This window comes from Bacteroidota bacterium (genome assembly GCA_021300195.1).
GTDB lineage: Bacteria > Bacteroidota > Bacteroidia > J057 > JAJTIE01 > JAJTIE01.
On the sequence record JAJTIE010000025.1, the window covers coordinates 16670 to 35578 of the forward strand.

14 protein-coding genes, 1 tRNA gene and 1 other RNA gene are annotated in these 18909 nt (G+C 58.6%); 3 read left to right on the forward strand and 13 right to left on the reverse strand.

Annotated features, from left to right (window positions below; translation table 11 throughout):
- Positions 1 to 106 precede the first annotated feature (106 nt).
- On the forward strand, positions 107 to 1525 hold the full coding sequence (gene dgt, locus LW884_06400; GenBank protein ID MCE3007961.1) for a dNTP triphosphohydrolase: 1419 nt from the start codon (positions 107 to 109) through the stop codon (positions 1523 to 1525).
- On the opposite strand, the gene LW884_06405 is transcribed toward dgt, so the two are convergent.
- Positions 1522 to 2664, reverse strand: coding sequence for a trypsin-like peptidase domain-containing protein (locus LW884_06405; GenBank protein ID MCE3007962.1), 1143 nt, complete (start codon positions 2662 to 2664; stop codon positions 1522 to 1524). The two genes, dgt and LW884_06405, sit on opposite strands and share 4 nt — an antisense overlap.
- A gap of 29 nt (positions 2665 to 2693) precedes the next feature.
- On the opposite strand from LW884_06405, the gene rsgA reads away from it, so the two are divergent.
- The gene (rsgA, locus tag LW884_06410; protein ID MCE3007963.1) at positions 2694 to 3635 is read left to right on the forward strand and encodes a ribosome small subunit-dependent GTPase A; all 942 of its coding nucleotides are present in this window, start codon (positions 2694 to 2696) and stop codon (positions 3633 to 3635) included.
- Positions 3636 to 3724: 89 nt separating this feature from the next.
- On the opposite strand, the gene LW884_06415 is transcribed toward rsgA, so the two are convergent.
- From LW884_06415 to LW884_06440, 6 genes are all read right to left on the reverse strand, one after another.
- Positions 3725 to 4837 carry an RluA family pseudouridine synthase gene (locus LW884_06415; protein MCE3007964.1) on the reverse strand — a complete coding sequence of 371 codons (1113 nt, stop codon included), beginning with the start codon at positions 4835 to 4837 and terminating at the stop codon, positions 3725 to 3727.
- 24 nt (positions 4838 to 4861) lie between these two features.
- Positions 4862 to 6244 carry an RIP metalloprotease RseP gene (rseP, locus tag LW884_06420; protein MCE3007965.1) on the reverse strand — a complete coding sequence of 461 codons (1383 nt, stop codon included), beginning with the start codon at positions 6242 to 6244 and terminating at the stop codon, positions 4862 to 4864.
- Positions 6245 to 6278: 34 nt separating this feature from the next.
- The gene (locus LW884_06425) at positions 6279 to 7454 is read right to left on the reverse strand and encodes a 1-deoxy-D-xylulose-5-phosphate reductoisomerase (GenBank protein MCE3007966.1); all 1176 of its coding nucleotides are present in this window, start codon (positions 7452 to 7454) and stop codon (positions 6279 to 6281) included.
- Between the two features lie 150 nt (positions 7455 to 7604).
- Complete coding sequence (gene nuoL / locus LW884_06430; GenBank protein ID MCE3007967.1) at positions 7605 to 9572, reverse strand: NADH-quinone oxidoreductase subunit L; 1968 nt, start codon at positions 9570 to 9572, stop codon at positions 7605 to 7607.
- 1 nt (position 9573) lies between these two features.
- Positions 9574 to 9885: an NADH-quinone oxidoreductase subunit NuoK gene (nuoK, locus tag LW884_06435; GenBank protein ID MCE3007968.1), complete on the reverse strand. Its 312-nt coding sequence runs from the start codon at positions 9883 to 9885 to the stop codon at positions 9574 to 9576.
- Between the two features lie 30 nt (positions 9886 to 9915).
- Positions 9916 to 10443 carry an NADH-quinone oxidoreductase subunit J gene (locus LW884_06440; GenBank protein MCE3007969.1) on the reverse strand — a complete coding sequence of 176 codons (528 nt, stop codon included), beginning with the start codon at positions 10441 to 10443 and terminating at the stop codon, positions 9916 to 9918.
- 211 nt (positions 10444 to 10654) lie between these two features.
- Between LW884_06440 and LW884_06445 the strand changes: the two genes are divergently transcribed.
- Positions 10655 to 10729 (forward strand) — tRNA-Val (locus LW884_06445).
- A gap of 250 nt (positions 10730 to 10979) precedes the next feature.
- On the opposite strand, the gene rnpB is transcribed toward LW884_06445, so the two are convergent.
- The 6 genes from rnpB to LW884_06475 form a co-directional block, all read right to left on the reverse strand.
- An RNA gene (gene rnpB / locus LW884_06450) (RNase P RNA component class A) lies at positions 10980 to 11391 on the reverse strand.
- A 41-nt stretch (positions 11392 to 11432) separates the two neighbouring features.
- Positions 11433 to 12413 (reverse strand): DUF6263 family protein, encoded by a 981-nt coding sequence (locus LW884_06455; GenBank protein ID MCE3007970.1) that lies wholly within the window; start codon positions 12411 to 12413, stop codon positions 11433 to 11435.
- Positions 12414 to 12482: 69 nt separating this feature from the next.
- Positions 12483 to 14180: a DNA repair protein RecN gene (gene recN, locus LW884_06460; GenBank protein ID MCE3007971.1), complete on the reverse strand. Its 1698-nt coding sequence runs from the start codon at positions 14178 to 14180 to the stop codon at positions 12483 to 12485.
- A 1-nt stretch (position 14181) separates the two neighbouring features.
- On the reverse strand, positions 14182 to 14784 hold the full coding sequence (locus LW884_06465) for a thioredoxin family protein (protein ID MCE3007972.1): 603 nt from the start codon (positions 14782 to 14784) through the stop codon (positions 14182 to 14184).
- Between the two features lie 84 nt (positions 14785 to 14868).
- Positions 14869 to 15510, reverse strand: a complete 642-nt coding sequence (locus tag LW884_06470) for a hypothetical protein (protein MCE3007973.1) — start codon at positions 15508 to 15510, stop codon at positions 14869 to 14871.
- 294 nt (positions 15511 to 15804) lie between these two features.
- Positions 15805 to 18789: a TonB-dependent receptor gene (locus LW884_06475; GenBank protein ID MCE3007974.1), complete on the reverse strand. Its 2985-nt coding sequence runs from the start codon at positions 18787 to 18789 to the stop codon at positions 15805 to 15807.
- Between the last annotated feature and the right edge of the window lie 120 nt (positions 18790 to 18909).

Here is an 18909-nt window from a genome sequence, read left to right on the forward strand (position 1 = left end):
AAGTGACACCTGCGGCCAGTAAGGGGCAAGTGCATGGTGCCCGCACAGAAAAAAATGAGCACTAGCGGGTACCGCGCCTGATGAAAATTTATCGGGATCTTTGACGATGGAATGGACCCGATGCTACACCTATGACCGGCCCGGCGAAGACCCCCAAAGCGACCCGAATCGCTCTACCTTTGAGCGCGATTGGGACCGGCTCATCTTCTCCAGCGCCTTTCGCAGGCTGCAAAACAAGACACAGGTCTTCCCGCTCCCCAACGAAGTGTTTGTGCACAACCGGCTGACCCACAGCCTGGAGGTGGCAAGTGTGGGCCGATCTCTGGGCAGCATGGTGGGCGAGCAGCTGGTGCGAGAGGAACCCGAGATTGCAGACCACGAAACAAGCCGAGACTTCTACCTGAACCACCTGAAGACCGTGATAGCTGCTGCCTGCCTGGCGCACGACCTGGGCAACCCGGCCTTTGGCCACTCGGGCGAGGATGCCATCTCCAGCTTTTTTCAGCAAAACCAGGACAAGCTGTATGCAAACAAACCCCTGACGAAGTACTACAGCAAGGCAGAGTGGAAAGACCTGATCCGCTATGAAGGGAACGCCAATGCCATCCGGGTACTGACTAAGCCCAAGGCCGAGCTGGAGCATGGGGAGTTTCAGCTGTGCTATACCACCCTGGCGGCCATTCTTAAATACCCCTGCACCTCGGGCCTGAACGACAAGAAGCTGCTGCACCGCAAAAAATACGGGGTATTTCAGTCCGAACGGCACATCCTGCAGGCCGTGGCCGAGCGCACAGGCATGCAGCCCGATGGCGGAAGCGGCAAGCAGCTTGCCTACCGGCGCCACCCATTTGTGTACCTGGTAGAGGCGGCAGACGACATCTGCTACAGCATTATCGACCTGGAGGATGCGCACAAACTGGGCATCCTCTCCTACGCAGAGTGCAGGGAACTGCTGCAGCCCCTATGCCTGCTAGATGAGGCCACCACCGAGGCGCATCTGGCCCAACGCCTGGCTCAGTTTAGAGACGATCACAATGCGCAGATTGGCTACCTGCGGGCCAAGGCCATCAACGGCCTGGCTAAGGCAACGGTCCGACAGTTCATCGCCCACCGGCGGTCCATCCTGGCGGGTACGTTCACCCATTCCCTGGTAGATGCACTGAACGCCGAGCTAGAGCAAAACGGGCGGCCTAATGTGCTGAAAGAAGTTAAAAACATCAGTGTACAAAGGATCTACAACCACAGCTCGGTGGTGCGTATCGAACTGAGTGGCTACCGCATCTTCCACGGCCTGCTAGATGTATTCCTGGAGAGCACACTCCTACTGGGCGCTGGCAAGGGGCTATCCAGCTATCAGGAAAAAGCATTCGGCCTGATACCGAGCCAATTTGGCATTCAGGAAACACAATCGCCCTATGAGAAGACGCTGCGGCTGCTCGACTTCCTGTCGGGCATGACCGACCCCTTTGCCCTGAAGCTGTACCGAAACCTGAATGGCATAGAAACCCCCGGCGTGCATGCCTAGCTACCTAGGCCGCCCCGTGCATCGCGCAGGCGGATTGTCTTCTCCAGCAGCTGGCCACCTCGCTGCAGCCGTAGCCGGATGGCATCTCCCGGGCGGTAGCGGGCCACCTGCTCCTGCAGCTCGCTGGCACTGGCCACAGGCACACCCTGCACGGCCACCAGTACATCGCCCTGGCGCAGGCCAGCACGCCCCGCGCTGCCGCCCGGCACCAGCCCCACCACCAGGGCACCCTGCAGCGTGGGTAGCTTGTACTCGCTGGCCGTGTGGGCAGATATATCCTGGATGCTAACGCCCAGGAAGGCCCGCTTCACCTCGCCATAGCGGATCAGGTCGGCCACCACCTTGCGCACCAGCTGGCTGGGCACCGCAAAGCTATAGCCCTGAAAGCTGCCTGTTTCGGTAGCAATGGCCGTATTGATGCCAATCAGCTCTCCATCCAGGCTCACCAGGGCACCGCCACTGTTTCCGGGGTTTACAGCAGCATCTGTCTGGATAAAGCTCTCGATGGAGTAGTCTTGCCCACGGGCAGCCACCGACTGCCGCCTGAGCAGGCCTATATTCCGCGCCTTGGCAGACACGATGCCGGTGGTTACGGTACTGGTAAGCTGGTAGGGGTTGCCCACAGCCAGCACCCACTGGCCTATGCGCACCGAATCCGAGTTACCCATCCGCAGGCTGGGCAGGCTGTCGGCACCGGCGTCTATCTTCAGCACGGCCAGGTCTGTATGCGGGTCTTTGCCCACCAGGCGGGCCGGAAAGCTGCGCTTGTCATTCAGGGTAACCTGTATGCCCTCGGCTTCGGCCACCACATGGTGGTTGGTAACCAGGTAGCCATCGGCAGTGAGGAGTACCCCGCTGCCAGAAGAGGCCTCGCTGAAGCGGCCAAAACTGCCCTGTGTGCTGATGTACACCACAGCGTGTACCGATCGACTGGCCGCGTACTCAAAATTGGTACCCGGCACCTGTGCGGCATGCACCGCAGACGGGTGCACGGCTGCCGCAGGCTGTATGTGCTGGTCAATACGCATCTGCTGCTGCAGGCGCGCTATTTTTCGATCCGAAATCCAGCTGAATAACAGCCCGCCCACCAGCAAACCACCGATAAAGACCGTGGCAAAGGGAAATAACCTAGTGTACATACCAGAAATAACGGCTATTTTCGCTAAAAGTGCCAGAAAGTCATCCGGATATAGAAACAGGGATTGTGATGCGCAGCGTGGGCAGCAGCTACGATGTGCGCCTGCCAGATGGCCGCGCCCTAACCTGCACCCTGCGCGGCAGGCTGCGGCTGGAAGAGAACAAGGCAACCAACCCGGTAGCCGTGGGAGACCACGTGCGGGTAGACCTGCAGGGCGAGAGCCCCGTGATAGCGGATGTGCTGCCGCGCAGCAACCACCTGATACGTAAAGCGGTAAAAAAGAGCGCACGCTACCAAGTGCTGGCCGCTAACATTGACCAGGCCATCTGCGTGGCCTGTATCGATCTGCCGTTTACCCCACTGGGCTACATAGACCGCTTCCTGGTAATGGCCGAAGCCTACCACATCCCGGCGGTACTGGTGTTCAACAAGGTAGACCTGCTGGCCAAGGACAAGCACCTGCAAAAGCTGGTAGCCTTTGCCGAGCTGTACCGGCAGCTGGGCTACCGGGTAGAGGTGCTGAGTGCCCTGGAGGCCGACTTTCGCCAGCATGTGGTGGCCTTGCTAAAAGACAAGGTAAGCTTTCTGGTAGGGCTGAGTGGGGCCGGAAAAAGCAGCCTGGTAAACCTGGCAGACCCTGGGCTAAACCTGCGCACCGGCAGCATCAGCCTGCACAGTGGCAAGGGGCGGCATACCACCACTTTTGCCGAGATGCACCCCCTTTCCTTTGGCGGCTATGTGATAGATGCACCAGGCTTCAAGGAATTTGACCTGGTAGACATAGCGCGGGCTGAGGTAAGTCATTACTTCCCGGAGATGCGCCAGCTGCTGCCGCTGTGCAAGTACCACAACTGCACGCACACCTACGAGCCCGGCTGTGCCGTAAAGGACGCCCTGGCCATGGGCGAGATTGCCGAGAGTCGCTTCAACACCTACCTGAACATGCTGGAGGCGATGGAAAAGCCCTACTAGCACCCCCTGTTGATCCTCCGTCAGTTTGTGGGTCGGTAGCCATTCCAAGCTTCCCCCCCCCGGGGGGGATCAGGCTCTCAATGCGTGGCCTAGTCGCCCAGCTCGCGGGGCATGGCTGCATACTCAGGCAGGGGGTCTACATGGGCAAACTCGGCCAGGCGGCTCAGCACCCGCTTCATATCCATAGGCAGGGGGCTCTCAAAAAACGTCCACTCGCCCGTGGCAGGGTGCAGAAAGCCCAGGTTCTTGGCATGCAGGGCCTGTCGACTCAAAATAGCCAGGTTCTCCTCCATAAAGCGCTGGTAAAAGGTGCTCTGCTTGCCCCGCAGGATACGGTCGCCCCCGTAGAAGGGGTCGCCCATCAGGGTATGGTTCTTGTATTTAAAGTGTACGCGGATCTGGTGCGTGCGGCCTGTCTCCAGCTTGCAGCGCACCAGGGTGGCTACGCCAAAGCGCTGCAACACCTCGTAGTGCGTAACGGCGTGCTTGCCCATACTGCCATCCTCGTATACCATAAAGCGCTGGCGCTGGGTGGGGTGCCTACCTATATGGCCCACAATGGTACCCTGGTCCTCGGCCACATCGCCCCACACAATAGCCCAGTAGTTGCGAAACGTAGTACGGTCGTAAAACTGGCGGGCGAGCGAGTTGAAAGACTGTTCGTTTTTAGCAATCACCAGCAGGCCGGTTGTGTCCTTATCTATGCGGTGCACCAGGCCGGGGCGGATGGGGTCGCTCCCCTTGGTTTTGGCAAAGTCGGTCTCGTTGAAGTAATACAGCAGGGCATTTACCAGGGTGCCCCGGTAGTTGCCACTGCCGGGGTGGCACACCAGGCCCGCAGGCTTGTGCACCAGCACCAGGTGTTCATCCTCATAGGCTATGTTCAGCGGAATATTCTCGGCCAGTAGGTCGGGCTGCGGCGGATAGGGCAGGATCATGCTCACCTCATCGTAGGCCCGTATCTTGTGGCTGCTTTTTACCACCTCGTCATTCACCCGGATAAAGCCCGCCAGGGCCGCATTCTGTATGCGGCTGCGGCTTACGTGCCGGATGCGGTTGGCCAGGAAGTGGTCCACCCGCATGGGCTCCTGCCCGGGGTCTACCCGGATGCGCTGGTGCTCGTATATACGGATGTCGTCCGCCTCATCCAGGCCAAACTCCTCGGGGTCGTAGTCTATCGGTATCGGTTTATCGCTGTTCATGGCTGTTCATTCCCCAGAACGAGCTTACTTAAAGAAATCGTTCAATATCACAAAAGCCATCAGGCTAAGCAGCAGCAGCATGCCTATCTGCTGGGCTACCTCGCGCACACGCAGGCTGGGCTCGCGGCCCGTTACGGCCTCTATCAGCAGAAACACCAGGTGGCCCCCGTCCAGGGCGGGTATGGGCAGTATGTTCATCAGCGCCAGCACCATGCTGATGAGGGCCATCATCTCCAGGAAGCCGCGCAAGCCGCCGCGCAGGGTGGCCTTGTCCCACATCTTGGCTATCCCTACGGGGCCACTCAGGCTCTTGGTTACATCGGCATCGCCGGAGAATACCTTACCCAGACCCTTCAGGTTCTGGCTCACTGCGGAAAAGGCAAGCGCCGTGCCCCGGCCTATACTGCCCAGAAAGCCGTAGGACTTCTGCTCGGTGGCCAGGGTATCGGCAGACCCCAGTCCCAGCTGATCCGTCTTGCCCAGGGGCACTTTCACCTCATAGGTGGTGGTGCTATCCTGCCCGGTACGGGAAAAGGTGAAGCGGAAAGTCTTTTTCTCCGTTTCGCCCAGTAGCATCTTCTCCTTGGTGAGCAGGCGCAGAAACTGCTCAAAGGTTACGATCTCCTTGCCCTGAAAGCCTACAATGCGATCTCCGGTGCGGATACCCAGGCCTTTTGCCGTTGGTGCAGCGCCGGTCGTATCCACCCATACGCGGTTGCCCACCCAGGGCATCAGTACAGATGCTTTGATCGGGTCTTCCTGTATCTCGGCAAAGTAATTGATCATCCCATTGGGCACCGTAATCTTTACGCGCTGGCCGCTACGTTCCACCTCATACCAGGCATTGTCTTCCAGGAGTATGCCGGGGGTTGCCACCTCGTCGAAGTACTGGATGGGCTGGCCCATAAAGGTCAAGAGCTTATCTCCCGACTCAAAGCCCAGGCTGTCTCCCAGGCTACCCTCCAGCACATACAGCTTCTGTACAGCCTTGTTGGAGACCTTGGTCTCGCCGTACAGGCCCACCAGGCCCGAATAGATCAGGATGGCCAGCAGCACATTCATGGTTACGCCCCCCACCATCACGATCATGCGCTGCCACACCGGCTTGCTGCGGAACTCCCAGGGCTTGGGGGCTTCGCGCATCTGCTCCTTGTCCATGCTCTCATCTACAATGCCGCTAATCTTCACATAGCCGCCCAGGGGGATCATGCCCACCCCATACTCGGTGCCGCCCTTTTTGAAGGAAAATAGCTTTCGGGGCCAATCAAAAAACAGGAAGAATTTTTCTACCCGCATGCCAAAGAGGCGGGCGGGTAAAAAGTGGCCAAACTCGTGGACGATGATGAGCACACTAAGGCCGGCAATCAAGAGGCCTATCAGACGAAGAATATAGACGAGGGTTTCCATGTTAAAAAAAAGACTGGGGATGGGGAGTAAGGGGCTACACCAGGGCAGCCACCTGTTGCCGGGTTTCGGCATCGGTTAGCAGCAGGTCTTCCAGCTGGGGGTTGGGTATGGCAGGCACCCTGTGCAGGGCAGCCTCTACCAGGTCATATAGTTGGGTAAAACGGATTTTTTCTTCCAGGAAGGCCTGTACGGCCACTTCATTGGCGGCATTCAGCACGCAAGGGCGGTTTCCGCCATCGCGCAGCACCTCGGCGGCAAAGTCCAGGCTGCGAAATACGCTGTGGTCTACTGGCTCAAAGGTTAGCTGTGGATAGTTGGCAAAGCTGAACCCTGGCTCATCTGGCTGGGCGTGCGGCAGCCGGTCGGGGTAGCTTAGGGCATACTGGATGGGCACGCGCATGTCTGGCAGGCCTAGCTGGGCTTTCCAGCTGCCATCTACAAAGGCCACCAGGCTGTGCAGGATGCTCTGAGGGTGCACTACCACCTCTATCTGGTCTTGCGGTAGGTCAAACAGCCAGCGGGCTTCTATCACCTCCAGGCCCTTATTCATCATGCTGGCGCTGTCTATGGTTATTTTGGCCCCCATTTCCCAGTTGGGGTGCTTCAGGGCCTGTGCGCGGCTCACCTGTGCCAGGCGCTGGGTATCGTAGCCCCTGAAAGGGCCACCGCTGGCCGTAAGCACCAGCTTTTGCACCCGGTGGGCAGGTTCGCCCTGCAGGCACTGGAAGATGGCGCTGTGCTCACTGTCTACGGGCAGGAGCTGTACACCTCGGGCACGCACACGCTGCATCACCAGCTCGCCTGCCACCACCAGGGTTTCCTTGTTTGCCAGGGCTATCTGCTTGCCCGCCTCTATGGCTGCCAGGGTGGGCTGCAGGCCCGCAAAACCCACTATGGCCCCCAGCACGGTGTCCACCTCGGGCAGGGTGGCGGCCTCTATCATACCCTGTAGCCCCGCGGCAGTGCGTATGCCCGGCAGATCTGCCAGGGCGGCTGTTAGCTCTGCATAGCGGCTTTCGTCGCCAATGACAACCAGCGAGGGGCGGAAGCGGCGGGCCTGCGCCACCAGTAGGTCCAGGTTCCGGCCTGCTGCCAGGCTGCTTACCCGCAGCTGGGGGTGTGCGGCCACTACCTCCAGTGCCTGGGTGCCTATACTACCAGTGCTGCCTAGTAGCGCAATGTGCTGGTTCTCTTGTTTCGCCAAAGCCATGAATGTGGCGTAAATATAGGCTTAATATGAGCTGCTGTATCGCCGCCTGTCACAAAGCTGGCCTCTGCCGCCCGTCCAGTTTTGCACGAGCAGAAACCTGTAGCGCACAAACAGCACCCGGCCCCTCCCGGAGACTACATCATGTGGCGGCTAGAAGGCCAGATAGGCCAGCAGGGCCATAATGCCCAGCACCATCAGCAGGGCATAGTGCTGCACCAGGCCTGTCTGAAAAAGCTTCAGAGCCGAACCAAATACATTCACAATGCCAGCGGTAGCATTTACCACGCCATCTACTACGTATTTGTCGAAGGGGGCCACGATGAAGCGGCTAATGGCCACAAAGGGGCGAATGAGAAGCGTATTGTACAGCTCGTCTACAAAGAATTTTCCCTGCATGGCGGGGTACAAGCCACGGAAGAGGCCGCGCACTACCTGGTCGCCCGCTACGCCGCGGCGGCTGTAGATGCGGTAGCTCCACAGCAGGCCCAAGAAGGCGATCAGAATAGAAAGGGCAATGAGAATGGCCTCGATGCCGAGACTCAGGTGCTCGTAGTGTACATTATGCACCGGGTGCCCCTGCTCGCCGGCCAGCCAGTGGTGGGTTATCCAGTTCAGGTGTCCGTGGTCTATCAGCTCGGGCAGGCCTGCGGCACCGCCCACAACAGCTAGTATGGCTAGCACCCACAGCGGGATGGTCATCAGCGCCGGGCTCTCATGCGGATGGTGCCCCTCCAGGGAGAAGCGCGGCTGACCGTTGAAGGTAAGGGTGGTAACACGGGTCATGTAAAAGGCCGTCAGCAGGGCGGTAAACACCCCAACACCCCACACCAGGTAGTATACGGCATCGCCGCCTATATAGGCTGCCGCAAAGTTCTTGGCCAGGATTTCATCCTTGGAGAAAAAGCCTGCCAGCGGCGGGATGCCGGCAATCGCGATTGTGCTGATCCAGAAGGTGATGGCTGTAGAGGGCATGAAGCGGCCCAGGCCGCCCATGGTGCGGATATCCTGCGGATCCTTAACCGCATGGGTGTGGTCCATGGCGTGGATAACCGAGCCGCTACCCAGGAAGAGGCAGGCCTTGAAGAAGGCGTGCGTCATAACATGAAAGATGGCGGTGGAGAAGGCACCTGCGCCCAGTGCCATAAACATGAAGCCCAGCTGGCTGACGGTAGAGTAAGCCAGCACTTTCTTGATGTCGTACTGAGTGATGGCAATGAGGGCGGCCACCAGGGCGGTGAGGGCACCCACCACGCCCACAATCATCAGCACCTCTGGGGCATGGATAAAGATGCTACCACTGAGGCGGGCAATGAGGAAGATGCCACTGGTAACCATGGTAGCGGCGTGGATAAGGGCGGATACCGGCGTAGGGCCCGCCATGGCATCGGGCAGCCATACGTACAGGGGGATCTGCGCACTCTTGCCCGTGGCGGCAATAAAGACCAGGAGGCCGATCCAGAACGCCAGATCGGTGTGGGCTCCGCCATCGAAGAAGTCTTTGCTCCCTGCCAGGATGGTGGAGTACTGCAGGCTGCCGAAGTTCCAGTACAGCAGGAAGATGGCCACGAGAAAGGCAAAGTCTCCGATTCGGTTGGCCACGAAGGCTTTTTGGGCGGCCTTGGCTTTCTCCATATCGGTGTACCAAAAGCCGATGAGGAAGAAAGAGCAGGCGCCTACCCCCTCCCAGCCCAGGAAGGTAACGATCAGGTTATCGCCCAGGATCAGGTTCAGCATGGCGAAGATGAAGAGGTTCAGGTACAAAAAGTACTTGTAGAACCCGCTGTCGCCGTGCATATAGCCAATGGAGTACAGATGGATGAGCGAACCCACACCGGTTACAATCAGGCCCATGAGCAGGCTCAGTTCATCCAGGTGGTAGCCAAAGCTTAGGTCCAGGCTTCCGGCCCGCATCCAGTGCAGGATGGTGAAGGTAACGGGCTGGCTGCCATAGGTAAGAAACACCTGCAGCACCAGGATGAACGGAATGGCTACCATGAGGGTAGCCAGGCTGCCTATCAATTTCTCCTGCCGGCGAAAGGCGGGCGACACAAAGCCCAGCAGGCCGATCAGGGTAGCACCCAGTAGCGGCAACAAGATGATCAGTGCATTCAGCTCCATACTACCACTTAAAGATGTTTACGTTATTCAGTTTTACGGTCTCCTTGTTCCGGAAGAGGGCGATGATGATGGCAAGGCCTACCACTGCCTCTGCTGCGGCCACGCACATCACAAAGAAGACCAGCATGGTACCGGCAGGGTCATTCCAATAGTTGCTGAAGGCAACCAGGGCCAGGTTTACCGCATTCAGCATAAGCTCCACGCACATGAAGACGATAATGGCATTGCGGCGAATAAGCACCCCAATAACGCCGAGCATAAACATGGCTGCGCTAATGGCCAGATAGTAGTACAGGGTTTCGATGGGATTCATGGGCGTAGGTTACTTGCAGATTGGCTGGACTTACGATTGGCTGGGGGTCTGGTTCAGTTTCTTGCCGTGCTTTTTGGCTATGGCCATGGCACCTAGCAGCGCCACCAGCAGCACTACCGAGATCATCTCGAAGGGGAACACATAGTCTGTCATCAGGTAGCGGCCTATTGGCTCCACTTTGCCCACAAAGGGCCCTTTGTACTCGGGCATGGCTGCCTGTAGGCCGCCAAAGGCATAGAGCAGCTCGGCCAGAAAAGCCAGGCCCAGCATGTAGGAGAAAGCACGGTTTACCGTCAGGTCATTCGGCTCCATGTCCTCCTCACTCAGGTTCAGCAGCATGATGACAAACAGGAATAGCACCATAATGGCACCCGCATATACAATGATCTGCACTACGGCCAGAAACTCATTGCCCAGGCTAAGAAATAGGCCGCCAATGGCAAAGAAGTTTACGATCAGGTAAAGCACACAGTAGATGGGGTTGCGGCTGGTAATAAGCCCAATGCCGCCCAGGAGACCTACGGTGGCAAGGATCCAGAACAGAATTTCGTGTATCATAGCATGGAGTTATGCGCACGCTAAATTCAGGCGTTTTGTTCAGATAAGCAAACAGAATCTGCCTGGCACTGGCCCATCTGGCCGGAGCGCATGGAGCCCAGGTATAGCAGGCTGAACTACCCAGGGGCAAAGTCTGATTTTTTTGATAAAAAAATCGGACGGACACTTGCAGGCATTCACGTTATCTCTATATTTGTGGCCCATTCGGGAAGGGAATTTAGCTCAGCTGGTTCAGAGCATCTGCCTTACAAGCAGAGGGTCGGGGGTTCGAATCCCTCAATTCCCACTAAACGAAGAGCGGGCCATCTACTTGATAGATGGCCCGTTTTCTTTTTAAAACCTTGGAAGGAAGGCATACAGCGGTGCGTTTCGTCTCCCGCATTTTTTCGAAGCAGATCAACCTTTCTGCCAGGCAGGGGCGGCACAGCCGGCCCTACGGCAGGATAGGAAATAGCAAACGTAAGAGGCACGCGGCAGCAGAGGCCGCCGGGTTGTGAACCGGATTTGGGATAAATGCAGAAGCGGGAAGACGAGAACAAACAGACAGGCCTGTAAGCCGGATTCTGTACTGCCACTGCTGGCAGCAGCTGCCATTTATCTGGGCCGCTACTCACGCATCGGCTCTATCGACCTACCCCCCGGCATGACTGGGCGGGCCACCCTAGCCGGTATACATGGTCTTTCAGCACCTGGGGTTTACCGCGATGCCGGTTGCCCGGCAAAGCCGTGGGCTCTTACCCCACGCTTTCACCCTTACCGGCAGCACAACCCGTGAGGGCTGTGCTACGTAGGCGGTATGCTTTCTGTGGCACTTTCCGTAGAGGGGTGGTGGCGAGCATGCCCGCTCCCTGTCCCCTCCCCTACCCGTTAGGTAGCAGGCTGCCCTATGCTGTCCGGACTTTCCTCCCCTGCCTCGGTGTGGACAGAAGCGGCAGCTCGGCCTGTCTGTGTCTTCTCTCTTGTGCTTTACAAAGAACGCATCCGGCGCATTATAGCAGCTGGATACTGGTTTTTAGTTCACTCTTGGTATCCACCGGAATGGGACTATTGCCCAGTGGCCCGCCGCTCATCTGTTGGATGCCGGTCATGTTCTGGGTGATGGAGCGGCCCAGCAGCAGGTAGGTGCCTGGCTGTATACGCAGCTCCGTGTGCTGGGTACCACTGGTTTTGTCCTCGTTCAGTATTCCGTTGGGCAGGCGTTCGGCCTCCGCCTTGGGGTTGGGCACCTTGGCCCAGTCGGCCACTACGGTTATTTGGGCCTCGGTTACCTCACTTATCTTGTAGTTTTCCTCGCCCAGGTGCTTGCCCTTCTTGTGCTTTACTTTCCAGCTGTTATTAGCCGTTAGCGCTTCGGCAGGAGTAGCGCCGAAAATGGCTGTAACCTGCTCCAGCACCTTCTCTTCGGTATAGGCGTTGATCAGTGCCGCCTTCATGAGCTGAGACTGCTCGCCCTTGAAGCTTACCTTTTCCTCCATCTCCTTGCGCAGGGCCTCCCATCCTACAACCTTTACGGCCTTTCCCTGCGCATCTAGTTCCACTTCATAGGTTCGGTCTATCATCCAGGCATCCAGGCGCACAGCATCATAGGGTTTGTCTGCGGCATCCTCACTATTGTAGTCCTCCTTGCCCTGCATGCTGTTTTCGCTATCGGCTACCAGCTTGCGCAGGGTTACGGCCAGCACATAGCCCCCCCCCTGGCGCGTACGGAGCGCCTTGTAATCGGTTACCTTCCGGGTATTTTGTTTTACCAGTACGTTAGTACCCATCACGCTCTGGGTCTGCTCTATGCTAGCCTGCAGCTGGTAGGTGTAGGTTTTGCCCACTTCTAGCCGTATGGTGGGGGGCTGGCCCGCCTTGGCCATGGCGCTGCCTGCAAATAGCACAGCCAGCAGCGTACCAGTCAGCACTTGCCGCCAGCTACCTGGCACACCGGCTTCGCGCTTCGTCATCCGCTTCCTATTCTTGTTCATGGGGGTATACATGTTTGGCTTAATACAAAAATTGTTCCAAAATAGCGCCCTTGGTGGCTTGGGTTTGTGTTATCGCATCAGTTCCTCGGCCGAGGCCAGGGCAGCCGGGCTGGGGTTATCTCCGGCCATGATGCGCGCTACCTCTTGCACTCTTTCGGCTGCAAGTAAGGGTCTAATGCGCGTATTTGTCTTACCGTTCATCACATCTTTGTAGATATAGTAGTGGGTGGCGGGGCGGCTGGCAATCTGGGGCAGGTGGGTAATGACAATGAGCTGGTGGCGCAGCGCCAGCTGCTGGATAACGCGCCCCACCCGGAGTGCAACCTCACCCGATATGCCCGTATCTATTTCGTCGAAGATGAGCAGGGGCAGATCGGTGTGCTCGGCCAGTGCGGCCTTCAGGGCTAGCATCACGCGGGCCAGCTCTCCGCCACTGGCTACCTGGTTGAGCGGGCCCATGGGTACACCGGCATTGGTGCGTATGCGGAAGCTAAGCCGGTGGATGCCATTCGGCTGGGGCTGCAGGTAGTCAGCGCCCAGTTTCAGGGGGCCATCGGGCTGTGTCAGCCGCGTCAGCTCAATGGCAAATTCGGCATGCGGCAGTGCCACCGCCTCCAGCTGGGCATTCACCTGCTGGGCCAGCCGCACAGCCGCCACCTGGCGGGCCTCTTCCAGGGCTTGTGCTAGCTGGGCCAGCTGCTGGTATCCGGCGGCTATCAGTGCTTTTAGTTCGGCCTGCTGCCGGTCGCTATCCTGGTAGGCCCCCAGCTGTAGGGCCAGCTGGTCTCGTAGTGCAATCAGGTCTGCCGCCACGGCCACCTTGTACTTCAGCTTCAGGCGGGTGTACAGGTCGTGCCGTGCCTCCAGCTCGGCCTGGCGCTGGGGGTCGCGCTCCAGCTGGTCCAGCTCGTGGCTCAGCGTATGGCTGGCATCCTGCAGCAGCACCTGGGCCTCGGCCAGCTGGTCCAGCAGGCCAGGTAGGGCTGGGTGCAGGCTGGCCAGGCGCTCCAGCACCCGGCGCTGCCGGGCCAGCAGCTGCAGCACGGCGGTTTCAGATTCGCTGAGCACACTTAGGGTCTCGCCCATGCCCTGGGTCAGGGCCTCGTAGTGCTGCAGGCTGCGCAGCTCCTGTTCCAGCGCCTCGTCCTCGCCAGCCTGTAGCTGTGCCTGGCTCAGCTCGTCCAGCTGGTGGTGGCGGTAGTCGGCCTCTTGGCTGGCCCGCAGGTGCTCGGCCTGTAGCTGGGCCAGTTGGCGCTCGTGGGCCTGTATGGCCCGCAGTGCCTGGCCAAATGCGGCCACCTGCGCCTGTGTGCCGGCATACTGGTCTAGCATATTCAGCTGCTCGCGCTCATCCAGCAGGCGCTGCCCATCGCGCTGGCTGTGCAGGTCTACCAGCTGGCTAGCCAGGGCCTTCAGTACAGGCAGGGTGGCGGGGGTGTCATTCACAAAGGCGCGACTCTTCCCCTGTGGGCTTAGCTCGCGCCGCAGGATCAGTTCGTTCCCCTCTCGGTCCAGGTCTGCCTCGGCCATGGCCGCCCACACGGGGCTCTCATCGGGCAGCCTAAAGTACGCCTCTACCACGCACTTACGCGCCGTATCCAGCACCACGGCAGTGTCGGCCCGCTCGCCCAGTATCAGGCCCAGTGCACCCAGCATGATGGACTTTCCGGCCCCTGTTTCGCCCGTAATCAGGTTGAGCTGCGGGCCAGGCTGCAGGTCCAGGGCGTCTATCAGGGCATAGTTCTGTATCAGCAGGCGGGTGAGCATGCTAGCGGCTCCAGTCTTTTATCTTTTGTATAAACTCCAGCTGCAGGGTGGCCGTGCGGTCTTTGGCATACCAGTGGTGCAGGTCGGCGTACAGCTCCTGCCGGCTGCGGATGGGGTTGGCCTTATGGTCATCCACCATCTGCTGGGCCGGGGCGGGGCGGGGCCCCCAGTGGCCCAGCACCTGGCCGTCCGTGCTCCGCACGCAGATGACGATGGGGATGGCAATGCCCCCGTTGGTCTTGAAATGCGCCATCAGGTCGGGGTGCTCATCCCGCAGCAGGACGTGCAGGGCTATCTGTGGGCTATACTCGGCCATAGCAGCTATGGCAGGCAGGCTTTGTGCTGCGTCTCCGCACCATATCTCGGATAGGGCTAGCCACACCCAGGGCCCGGGCACCTGCTGCAGGGCCTGCTGCAGGCTGGGGGCTAGCTGGGTCTGCTGGGCTACCCGGCGGCTGCGCTGCAGGTTCAGGGCAGTGTATTGCACCAGTTCATCGCTCTGGTTTGGGCCAGTAGTAGCCTTGGCAGCCACCTTGTCTTCAAACAGGGCCATATAGGCCTGCCAGGTGTAGGCCTCGGATATGAGCACTCTATCGATCTGCATACGGGTAATCGTTTGTACACAAAGGTAGCAGCTGTAGGCCCCGTGCACAAGCCCGCAGCGGTACACAGGCTGCCCAAAAAGACATTAGCGGTTATTCCAGAAGGTGAGGCCCACGCCCATCCACAGCCGTAGTAGCGGGGCGCCCGTGCGGCTGGCGGTGGCCGTAGGGCGGTAGCGGTCGGTGCCCAGTAGGGCATAGTCTGCCCCCAGGCCCAGTAGCCAGCTGTTGTGTTTACTCATGGGCAGGCGGTACCAGGCACTCAGGCTGGCAGCCAGCTGCAGCCCGGGCTGCTCCAGGGTAGCCTGCTCGGGCTGATTGGCAACCAAATAAGCGGCTTTTTCATCGCCGCCGCCCAGCAGCTCCAGGCGGGGGCCTGCCAGCAGGTATGCCTCGCGGGGGCGATGGTAGTTTTTGCGCCGCAGCTTGAACAAGGCAGCCAGGTGCCCCCCGGCCCGGTTAGTGGTGATGCCCTGGCCGGGGGCCAAGGTGTGGTGCTGACTGAGATAAGAGGGGCCTGCCTCCAGCTGGTAGCCGTAGGGCTTGCCGCAGATGAAGTGGGTGTAGAAAATGGTAGCCCGAGCCAGGGTGCCAATGCCATCCGCAGACTCCAGGGCGGAAAGCGTGGGCCCTGCCTGGATGCCCGCCCCTAGCTCGGCAAGGTGATACTGGGCCTGTAGGGGCACGGAAAAGGCTAGCAGCAGCGACAACCCGATAAAACGTAGCATGGCTACAAAGAAGAATCAAATAACCGGCAATAAAAAACCCCAAGTGACTCGGCACTTTGGGGTTCAACAATAAACTAACTAAACTAACTACTATGATAACCTACACTGCTGCAAGCTACTAGTACAAAGATACACGACGAGTTTGAGACTTGCAAGCAAAACTTGGCGACTAATGGGTCTTTTTTTTTGACAAACAAAAAGAGGCGGCATTCGAACAGATCATGGGGCACAGTGTATACCGTTCTGGCTCCATCCAGGCCTGCTACGCAGCACGATCAGGCCGAAAGCAACCCGCTATTTATCACTGCCAAACTGTAGATTAAGATCCAGGATCCACTGCACATAGTACAGGCTGCCGATGAGGGGCGCGCTGATTACCTCGATGTGGCGGTTGTTCAGGATGTTGGTTCCCCCCAGCTTGATGGTGGAGTACCACTCGGGCAGGCTATAGCTTACCTGTAGGTCTACGGTCTGATAGGCAGGCACAACGCCCCGGCCAATGGCAGCCTGATAGTAAAAGGCATCTACCCAATGCCAGATGGCGTTGAAGCCCCAGCGATCTCGAATCTTGCGACCGGAGAGGCCGATGTTGGCCCGATAACGGGATGAGTTGAAACCGTTGCTGAAGTTCTGGTTTATATACGCCTCGTCCTCCCCTTTCAGGTCATTGTGCGTCAGGTTAGCATCCAGGGTCAGCTGCCGGTTCAGGCGGTAGCCCGCCGCCAGGGTGTAGCCCCATACCGGAATGCTCCGGGTATTGTTGTAAGCAATGCGGTACACCTCAAAGTTTCGATTTTCTATATCGTCGATTGTCAGGGTCTCATTGGGGGTATCCAGGTCGGAGAGGGTGGCCGTAAGGAAGGTGGCATTGGCAATCAGGCGTCGATATTCGCTGTAGTAGCCCACTACATCCACGCTCAGGCGGTCGTTCAGTTGGTTTCGGTAGCCCAGCTCATAGTTGATTACCTGTTCGGGCTTCAGCACCTGTATGTCTATGCGCTGTAGCAGCTGGGCGGCCTGTTCGGGCGTTTGGCCCTGCTGGCGGGCTGCCAGGTAGCTCTGGTAGGAGGATTGGGAAAAATTATTTCCCGTCTCCAAGTTCAGCCTATCCAGGGTGGCTTTTATAGCACCCACATCGATTGCCCTACCCAGATCCAGAAAAGAAAACTGGTCTTGCAGGCTAGACTGGCGGAAGCCAGTCTGCCAGGTAGCGCGTACAATGTGGTTTTTTCGTTCGCCCAGTGCGTAGAGGGCGGCGAGGCGCGGCGAGAGTTGGCTCTGGAAGTATTTGTGCCCGTCGAAGCGGAGCGAACCTAGCAGCCGCAGCCGCTCGTTCAGCAGCCAGCGCGAGGCCTGCACATAGGTTCCGTACTCGTAGGTGGTGAGCGATACGCCATTGGTGTCGGCAAAGATGGTCCCCCCGCTATTGGGGGTATACAGCCGGTAGTTTCCACCCACTATCAGCTCCACATATTCCTTCAGCTGCTCAAAGTTGTACTGGGCCTCGGCATGGTAAAAACGAGATCGGTCGAAATACTTTGCGCCGGTGTTCAGGTTACCGTCTATGCGCTGGCGCTTGGCCTGCTGCAGCAGCCCCTGGTACTCAGCACTGCCGGGCTCCACGCGGGCCTGCCCGCCGCTGTAGAGGGCACTAAGCACCGCAGCCTGCTGCTGGGCAGCGGTGGTGCCCAGTGTGGGCTGCAGCTGGCTGAAAAGAATCTGCTGCAGCACCGGCTGCAGCGCCCGGTTGTCTCCGTCGGCAAAGGCGCGTGCAGCCGCGTCATTACCCGGTGCCAAGGTAGGCTGGCCAGTGGCCTGCAGGGCGCCGTTCAGAAACTGATCGCCCGTATAGGCCAGCAGGTACTGGGCAAACCAGTTTTCGTTCGCCTTACGATTGCCCTCGATAAATACAGCAGCCAATTCAGAGTTATAGCTATTGGCAGAGTACTGGCCACTGGTATAGGTGCGCACAAAGAAGTTTCGCCCCCTCAGCTCCAGCTTGGCCTGGTAGGTGGCAAAGTCCTGTAGGTTGAAACGACTGGTAGCCTGATAGATGGCTGTGCCCAGGGCATACCTGCCGAATGCAATCAGCTCCAGCTTGTCGGTGGGTCGAAAGTGTACACTGGCATCCGTCCGGACATTACGCATATTGTAGTCCAGCAGATCGGGTTCGGCATAGCCGGTGCGAGCCAACAGCAGAGACTGGGTGAGCGGAGCCACCTGGGCACCCGGCAGCAGGAAAGGAGTGGACGACCGGCTGGGAGTGAAAACATTATTCACCACTTCTCCGTAGCGGTTTGCGCCATCATATCCGGGATTTCCGGGCCCGGGGATGTTGTTCCCTACCCCTTCATACACCTGCACGTCCCGCCGGCTATTTGCCTCCCAGTCATAGGCCGAAAGGATGCTGCTGTTTACCTTGAACGCCCATCGGTTGCTGAAGCGATGGGCATAGCGTACGCCCACATCATACATCGGAGACGGGTAGTGATCTATGTTGTCTGCATGGGTTACCCCCGCCTTGGCGGATACGGAGAGGCCGGGAAAGTCGAACGGACTCTTGGTATATACCTGAAACATCCCATTGAAGGCATTGGGTCCATAAAGGGCCGAAGCCGGACCCGTGGTAATCTCCGCACTGGCCACGTCCAGGTCGTTCACCCCATTTAGCATACCCACTACGATATTCAGGCCAGGTGCTGTTACATCCACCCCGTCTACCCAGTACAAAAAGCGGGCGTTGCTGGTAGAGTTGAAGCCCCGGGCATTCATTACCTGAAACCCGATGCTGCTGCTCACCACCTCCACCCCGGGTGTGCTGTAGGGCATGCTGTACAGGTTCAGGTTGGGCGACTGGCGTATGTCCATCGCGTTGATCTTGTACACCGACACCACACTGTTCATGGTTTTTTCCTCCAGGCGCGCGGCCGATACCACCACCTCATCGGTCATAAACACCTGGGGGGCCAGGGCCGCTTTCAGCTCGCTAGCACCGGGATACACTGCCTGCTCTAGCCGCAGGTAGCCCACATATTCTATCTGTATGGTGGCAGAATCGCCAGTTGCAAACCGGAGTGTAAACCTGCCGTCGGCATCCGTCAGGGTTCCTACCATCAGGCCTTTCACCTGCACGGGGGCGCTTATCAGGGGCTCGCCGGTCTCTCGGTCGTGCACCGTGCCCGAAATCTCGTAGCTATGGTCTGCAGCCGCCACCACCTCATAGGTAGTGCTTTCGCTACGCTGCAGGCGCTTGCGGTCTTCGCGCTGGGCTTTTAGCAACGAAAAGGGTGCCAAACAAAGAAGCGCGAGTGCAAGGCAGAATAGAGATTTATACATAGGCGAACGGTGTAAAGCAAAAGGAGTACGAAGTTACACCCTGCTGACCGGCAGGCAACCCAT

Bases quoted from the DNA above. Each gene is read 5' to 3' on its own strand.
- LW884_06405 (MCE3007962.1), bottom strand. From the start codon at position 2,664: ATGTACACTAGGTTATTTCCCTTTGCCACGGTCTTTATCGGTGGTTTG.
- dgt (MCE3007961.1), top strand. From the start codon at position 107: ATGGAATGGACCCGATGCTACACCTATGACCGGCCCGGCGAAGACCCC.
- LW884_06425 (MCE3007966.1), bottom strand. From the start codon at position 7,454: ATGGCTTTGGCGAAACAAGAGAACCAGCACATTGCGCTACTAGGCAGC.
- LW884_06455 (MCE3007970.1), bottom strand. From the start codon at position 12,413: ATGAACAAGAATAGGAAGCGGATGACGAAGCGCGAAGCCGGTGTGCCA.
- nuoK (MCE3007968.1), bottom strand. From the start codon at position 9,885: ATGAATCCCATCGAAACCCTGTACTACTATCTGGCCATTAGCGCAGCC.
- LW884_06470 (MCE3007973.1), bottom strand. From the start codon at position 15,510: ATGCTACGTTTTATCGGGTTGTCGCTGCTGCTAGCCTTTTCCGTGCCC.
- LW884_06415 (MCE3007964.1), bottom strand. From the start codon at position 4,837: ATGAACAGCGATAAACCGATACCGATAGACTACGACCCCGAGGAGTTT.
- LW884_06440 (MCE3007969.1), bottom strand. From the start codon at position 10,443: ATGATACACGAAATTCTGTTCTGGATCCTTGCCACCGTAGGTCTCCTG.
- LW884_06465 (MCE3007972.1), bottom strand. From the start codon at position 14,784: ATGCAGATCGATAGAGTGCTCATATCCGAGGCCTACACCTGGCAGGCC.
- rseP (MCE3007965.1), bottom strand. From the start codon at position 6,244: ATGGAAACCCTCGTCTATATTCTTCGTCTGATAGGCCTCTTGATTGCC.
- nuoL (MCE3007967.1), bottom strand. From the start codon at position 9,572: ATGGAGCTGAATGCACTGATCATCTTGTTGCCGCTACTGGGTGCTACC.
- recN (MCE3007971.1), bottom strand. From the start codon at position 14,180: ATGCTCACCCGCCTGCTGATACAGAACTATGCCCTGATAGACGCCCTG.